The organism is uncultured Brachyspira sp. (assembly GCF_949287625.1).
Lineage (GTDB): Bacteria > Spirochaetota > Brachyspiria > Brachyspirales > Brachyspiraceae > Brachyspira.
In genome coordinates this window covers 1-7,270 of record NZ_CASEGO010000128.1, presented here as the reverse complement: position 1 = coordinate 7,270, position 7,270 = coordinate 1, and the positions used below count along the sequence as shown (strand labels likewise).

The 7,270-nt window shown below is 26.9% G+C and carries 5 protein-coding genes; all 5 read right to left on the bottom strand.

The window, feature by feature from the left end:
* Window positions 1–59: 59 nt before the first annotated feature.
* Window positions 60–3,668 (bottom strand): hypothetical protein, encoded by a 3,609-nt coding sequence (locus tag Q1X91_RS14080; RefSeq protein ID WP_300758974.1) that lies wholly within the window; start codon window positions 3,666–3,668, stop codon window positions 60–62.
* Window positions 3,669–3,903: 235 nt separating this feature from the next.
* On the bottom strand, window positions 3,904–5,010 hold the full coding sequence (gene glpQ / locus Q1X91_RS14075) for a glycerophosphodiester phosphodiesterase (protein ID WP_300758970.1): 1,107 nt from the start codon (window positions 5,008–5,010) through the stop codon (window positions 3,904–3,906).
* 275 nt (window positions 5,011–5,285) lie between these two features.
* The gene (locus Q1X91_RS14070) at window positions 5,286–5,411 is read right to left on the bottom strand and encodes a hypothetical protein (protein WP_300758965.1); all 126 of its coding nucleotides are present in this window, start codon (window positions 5,409–5,411) and stop codon (window positions 5,286–5,288) included.
* Between the two features lie 297 nt (window positions 5,412–5,708).
* Complete coding sequence (locus tag Q1X91_RS14065) at window positions 5,709–6,023, bottom strand: hypothetical protein (RefSeq protein WP_300758962.1); 315 nt, start codon at window positions 6,021–6,023, stop codon at window positions 5,709–5,711.
* A 97-nt stretch (window positions 6,024–6,120) separates the two neighbouring features.
* The coding region (locus Q1X91_RS14060) for a flagellin (RefSeq protein WP_300758958.1) at window positions 6,121–7,270 on the bottom strand (1,150 nt) is incomplete at its 5' end.

The following is a 7,270-nucleotide window of genomic DNA, read 5'->3' as shown; positions in this document are numbered from 1 at the left end:
ATTTTATTTTTGTGGCTAAAAAATATTATTTTATTTAAAGAGATTTAACAACCACTTTTTTATCTACTACTTTTTTCGCAATCGTTTTTAGAATTTACCGATATTGATAATTCAATATGTTGAGAATGCTCTTTTTTTACTAATATATTTTTTTCAATTAGCAAGTTTAATATATCATTAGAGCCATTAAATTGCTCTTGTGATAGTCGTATAGATTTATAATTCTGGTTAAAAAGTTTTTTTATTCTATTGTATAAATTATTATCCAGCAGATGAGATAAACTATATAACAACAAACTATCTGTTTTAGTGATAACATCTATATTATTTTTAAATACCGCTATTTTAATAGTGTTATCTAATTCACTTGTAAAAATTTTCTCTAATAATGCTGTATTATTAATTTTTATATCTCTGTAACTAGCATAAGAATTATTAGAAAAATAGTGATACACTATTATAAATAAAGTATCTATATCTATACTATTTACATTAACAATATATTCTAACTGCTCTTTACTTATAATATATGAATTTATATTTCCAATATATAATTGAATATTATTCAATATAAAATAGTGAAAAGCATCCCTATATTTATTATAGCATATATCAAAATTTTCTTTTGTTGGGGCAAAGATTTTATTTTCTAATAGTGCTTTCATATTATTTATATTAATTGGAATATCAGTTGGTATGCTCTCGCACTGTTTAAAAGTCTGTATAGTATTTAAAAATTTTTCTGTTTCCACTTCATTTTCTATAATAAGAGTAAATAAAATTTTATTTGAATTAACATCTAAGTTATCCTGCATTTTATGTTGTAATAAAAATTCTTTTATATGTACTTCTGCATTACTTTTTTTGTCTTTATCATCTTTATACTTATTATAATAATTAATAATATTGCTCCATACTGGATTTATTAATAAATTAGGGCTAATTATTAAATCATTCCATAATTCATCTCTTACTATACTAATATCATCTATAATAATATCATACTTTTCTAAAAATGTTATCACATCATCTATACTAACTTTTTCATTATTAATTATTAAGTTTTCAATATCTTTACTATACTCAAACTTAATACTATTAATCTTATTGGAATTTAAGAGTTTGATAAATTCATTTAAAGTTTCTGTTTTATAAGATAAATTATGTAAATATATTTCATAATCTGATTTATCTTGCACTGGCTCATTTGCTTTTAACTTAAAATAATTATTTACAAGATAATCTATATTATTTTCATTTACTTTATATAAATCTTTTTGAAAAATATAACTTAAAAATCTTTCTAACTTGCCTTCTTCAAGATTATCTTTATATATATGAGTTAAATCTTGAAATATTATATTAAAATTTTCTAAATAATTCCAATATGTATCTTTTATAATATAATCATTTATAAAAATATCACTATGTGCAGAAACATACTCTGATATTTCGTTTTTTATACTTTCATCTTCATTATAGTAAATATTATCTATCTCAATAATATTACTATTTTTTATTACAGAATAATAAATAACTGCATAATTATCTGGTGTGATAGGAGTTTTATATAAAAATATATCAGAAACTAATTCTGGCTTATGTTTATATAAATCATTAAGTAAATCTTTATTTTTTATTAACTCTTTATCTAAACAGTATGTATAAAACCCTATAATAAATATATATTTCTCTTTACCTCTATAATTTTCTATTAATTCTAATATCTTAATATACAGTTTATTTAGTTCATTATTATTATAATTTTCTAATAAATAGTATAATAAAGAATAATTCAATACTGCAAAATTATTGTCTAATGTTTCTGGATTAATTTTAGATATAATCCACTCAATATTATCTAATTCTTCATCATATTTAGGTTGCTCCTTAGCATATACAGAATTAATGAAATTTTTATCCTTATCGGATGTGTTTCCCTGATGAAAGTGTGATAAATATCTTTTATAATCTTCATTTACAAAATCATTAACAAGCAGTATTCTTATAAATTGCAAATGATTATCATTTATATCATCATTAACATCTACAAATTGTTTAATATCAATTTCACTTGTTATAATATTAGATAGTTTAGTTATAGATAAATTATTCAATTTATTATTACTATCATTAAGCTGGATTTGTAATTCTTTAAGCTTATTTTCTTTGCCATCAACAAGCCATTTTTCTCTTTCCATATATTCATTATTTTTTATAGTGAGATTTTCAATTTCTACATTTTGATAATAGTCTTTAATTGTGACATTTGAACGATAAATGAATGATGATGGTAATCTTAAAAATAAAGTTTGTAACTCTTTAATATCTTTCAAATGCTCATTTCCTATTTTTTTAATTTCTTCTTCTATTTTATTAATTTGTGCAACTAAGTTCTGCCTTTGTTCTTTAACTATCTTACTTCGTGAATTGATTACATTATATAAATTTCCTTTGTTAAATTGCAAATCACTAAAATCAGTTGGATATAAATTTTTATATACAATTAATGAAAATAATTGATTATAATCATGTTGTTGAAACTTATTATTACTACCTAATATACCTATATATATTATATATTCATTATATATATTCTTAAGTAATCTCATATCTGTAATATAATGAGATAATATACTTAATACAACACTATCAGGTTTTATTTTTTCCTTATTTTTAAAAAGAGTATCAAATGTTTCTGCTGAATTATCACCATTAATATATGGAATAACAGGGATAACAACATCAAAAAATTTAGTTTTATCATTACTTTTAAATAAATCGTCATTCATAGCATATATAAATGGTATTTTTTTACAAATATTGGATTTACCAAATATATGTCTATTATTTAATAGATTATTGATTTCTTTAAGTTTGATAAATATTTCTTGATTATTAAATCTATCAATATCTTCAAAAACAATTGCATCGCATTTACTCTGACTAATACAGTATAGAATATCGTCTAAATGTTTATCAAAATAGCTATTATTAGTATTTTCATTTGTATTTGCTTCTACTTCATAAAACTCTGATTTAATTTTAACAATAGATGAAAAATTATATTTTTTTGGTATATAGTATAATAAAATCATAACATAAGCTATAAGACCAACAAAAAGATATCCTCTTAGTTTTTCTATTAAATTCAATAAAAATGTATCAGGTATTATGTTTGCAATATAATTATAACTTGCAGGAATATTTAACAATAACAGCAATATTCCAATAGACATAAATACTGCATTTGAAACATAATTTTTTTCTTTTTTAGATTTTAAAAATGACTGCGGAATATATTTTGGGTCTATCTGGTGAACAATTTGGTTAACAATTGCCTTTTCCAGTCTTTCTTCTAATGGTGAAACATCTTGACTATTATTTGTATCATTATTATCATTTTCATTTAATATTGCTAATGATATATATAATAAATTCTTATTGTTTTGCTTTTCATATGATTTAATTATACTACTTTTTCCAGAACCATAAGAGCCTGTAATACCTATATTATAATTGTTTTCATTATCTACTGCATTTTTTAAAGCACTAACCATCATATTTATATTTTTATTGTTTTCTGGTTTTGATGCTAAACTCTCTAATTTAATACTATCTTTTGTATCGGAAGTATCAATACCTTTTTTCTTCAAAAAACTAAACATATATAATATCTCCATTTTACATTATTAATATATTATATATGATATATTTTATCAATAGCTAATTATAATTTAACAATTTTTAAACAAACTTCTATATAAAACTATTTAATAGAATTACATAAAAACAAATATAATTATACTTTCTTAAATCAGGCAAAAACTGAGTATAACAAAAAAACAGGCAGATGATTTATCTGCCTGCATAAGATTTATTAAGATTTATATTGTATCACAATTATTTATGATTTCTTACAAAATTAAGCCCTAAATCTGGAAAATCTGTAAACAAACCGTCAGCTCCTGCCTGATATAAGATTGCTTCATAAAGTTCATCTACATTATCCACATAAGCTGGCAGTTTATCTTTTCTAACAGTATATGGGTGAACAACCATTTTATTATCATGGGCAAGTTTTACAAAATCAGTTATAACTATATTTCCTTTTTTAGAGGCTGCCCCGTCAATAACCATATCATTACTTGGACCTGCTCCATCTGCATATTTAGCCACAAGAGCCATACCTTCATGCGTTCTAAGTTTATCAAAATCAAATGGCACCCATGAGCCGTCAGCCTGCTGTTCATAAGTTTCATTCCATGAATTTTCTGCAAAAAGCATAACTGTTTTTAAATCCATACTCATATCTGGCATTAATTTTTCTTTCACATATACTAAATCAGGGAAATCAAATGTTTGGAAGTATACATTGCTGTCTTTTGTGGTATAGCCGTATTTTTTTAATACTTCTAATGTTGCTTTAGAAATATCTTTGCCTTCCTGTTTATGAAACCATGGAGCTTTTGTTTCAACATATAAGCCTACATCTTTGCCAAATGTTTTGTTTAAGCCTTGAATAAATTCTATTTCTTCTTCAAATGTATGTATTTCAAAAGTTGATTTACCCATTGGAAATCTGCCTGGATAGTCCTGCACACGCTTTCCATCAGTTACAGTGAAACCTTCCATAAAATTTAAACTTTTTATTTCATCAAGTGTAAAATCTATCACATAATATCTGCCGTCAGCTCTTGTTCTGCCAGGAAATTTATCAGCCACATCTGTAACTCTGTCAAGAAAATGGTCATGAATCACTACAAGATGATTGTCTTTTGTCATGGCTAAATCCTGCTCTAAAAATGGCACACCCATTTGATAAGCCAATGCTTTTGATGCAAGAGTATGCTCTGGAAGATACCCGCTTGCACCACGATGGGCAATAATGATTTTTGCTAAATCTCCATTACTCATATCTGCCTCTTTTGATACCTGATTATTACCCTTGCAGCCAAAAAGCCCTGCAAGCAGTAAAACCATTAATACTGCATAAAATATTTTCTTCATATAACACCTCTTTTTAAGCTGTTATCAGCTTATTTATTACTAAAACAAATACATATATATTAATTACATAAAAAATACTTAGTGTTACAGAATAATATTAAATTTAGCATAAAAAAATAAGTTTTACAAGCAGATTGCATAAGAATAATATTAGATTATTATAAGAAAATATGAATTAAAAAAAGAATATAACTAATAATTTAAGTTTTACTACCAAGACGGTATTATCTGCTTAAATAATACTGAATATTTTTATACCTTGCAGTTTATATAACTTACCAGGCTTTTGTTGGGTCTATCTCAAGCATTGAACGGCTTTCATAAAAAGAGTAAACATCATCGCCGCATTCTGCAGAATTATCAGCTCCTGATGCACCTTTCATATTTTTTTCAATTTTCACAAAACTTTCCGCTTCTTCTGCTGAAAACCCTTTTGATTGAAGAAGCTGGATAAGGTCTGAATATGTTTTCATAATACACCCCATTATACTTAAATATAATACTATAACTTTTATAAATAATAAATACTTTTATAATATTTTTTACCATATCATATAACATATTTATATTCAATAATTTTATAAAAAAACTGCTCCTGTTTTAAAAGGAGCAGTTTAATAATTTATGTTGCCCCACATATAGTTAGTGAAGCTTACCTACCTTTTTAAGTAGAAGGACGCATATGAAAAGAATATAAGTCAGCTTTCTAAAAGCTGCCGTGCCTGTATCTGTTCATTAAAAGAGATATCTTTGATAATGAACATTCCAGAAAACTTAATATTATGCACCATATTCTGCATTTCTTTACGGATAGATGCAATACTTTCAGTTTTACTGAGTAAGCATGCTTTATTAAAATTTAAACACTGCTGCCTTACTTCATAAATATCGCTAAAACTGGCATTGCTGTCATTTTTAGCTCGCTCCATTTCTTTTTTGTTATGGGGCACGGGATTATCTGGTGTATCGCGTAACTGTGTATCAATAGATGATACTTTAAATATATTACCCATAAATCACCTGCCTTTTTGCGCATTAAAAACTTATCCCCTATGTTTTACATATAGGTCTAGTTGAGGGCTGGCTTTAAAGCCATACCCTCTATTTATATTAACCTAATAACTGCATTGCATAGCTTGGGATTTGGTTAGCCTGCGCAAGCATTGCTGTAGCTGACTGCATAAGCACTTGCTGTGCTGCTAAATCACTTGATGCTTGAGCTATATCTAAGTCACGGATACGACTTTCTGCTGCTACCATGTTTTCTCTAGTTGTATTTAAGTTGTTTATTGTGTACTCTAATCTGTTCATTTGAGCACCAGCTGTTGCTCTTGCTTTTGAAATTTGTTCAAGCGCCATGTCAAGTTTTGTAATAGATTTTTGTGCATCATCAAATGTTGCAACATTAACACCATCTATTCCCATAGATTTAGTATCAAGCCTGCCAATAGATATATCTAATGTCTGGCCTTCGTTAGCACCTATTGCTGCTACTGTTGCATTATCTTTGATGTGCAGATATGCAACTTCAGGCTCACCTTTTGCACTAAATACCATTGTATTACTGTTTGTATCAAATGTTATATTTGCAGCTGATGATGGTTTAATATCAATATCAACTCCTTCTATTACATTGCGAAGTCTGCCATCTGTTACTGTATCTTCACCGATAAATGCACCTGTGTGAGCATCCTGAACTCTTACATTTAATGCTGAGTCACTTGCTGCTTGAATTTGTGTAACTCCTAATGCATTAAGTACGCCTTCATCACCTACAAATGTAAGGTTAGAATCTTCACCTAATACAGCACCTTGAATTACAAATGTGCCTTGAACTGCTCTGTCACCGCTTCCTGGTGTTTCTACAAATTTTACAAGGTTTTTATTAATCTCTGTAGCATTAGGATTTGTTTCATCTGCACCCATGCCAAGCTGGTCTACTAACGCTGATGTTAATTTGTTTTCTAAGTCAGCTATTGTGTCACTGCCTTCAAGAGTTACTTTTGCAACATTACCGTTACCTGCATAAATGCTTATTTCTTGTGTATTATCAAGCACCATTCTGCCGTCTGCATTAGTAAACTGTGCAAGCTGAGAAAGTTTTGTATATTTAGAAGCTACATCGCCTTCTCCAAGGATATCTATTGATGATGAGCCTGTTACTACTGTGCCTTTTTCAAATGTGATATCCATTTGACCATAATACATATTACCAGCTTTATCCATTTGGGCTGTGTAGAATGTTGTTGTTTTACGGGTA

Excerpts from the sequence above, each read along its gene's own strand:
- Q1X91_RS14065 (WP_300758962.1), bottom strand. The coding sequence starts at position 6,023 with ATGGGTAATATATTTAAAGTATCATCTATTGATACACAGTTACGCGAT.
- glpQ (WP_300758970.1), bottom strand. The coding sequence starts at position 5,010 with ATGAAGAAAATATTTTATGCAGTATTAATGGTTTTACTGCTTGCAGGG.
- Q1X91_RS14080 (WP_300758974.1), bottom strand. The coding sequence starts at position 3,668 with ATGTTTAGTTTTTTGAAGAAAAAAGGTATTGATACTTCCGATACAAAA.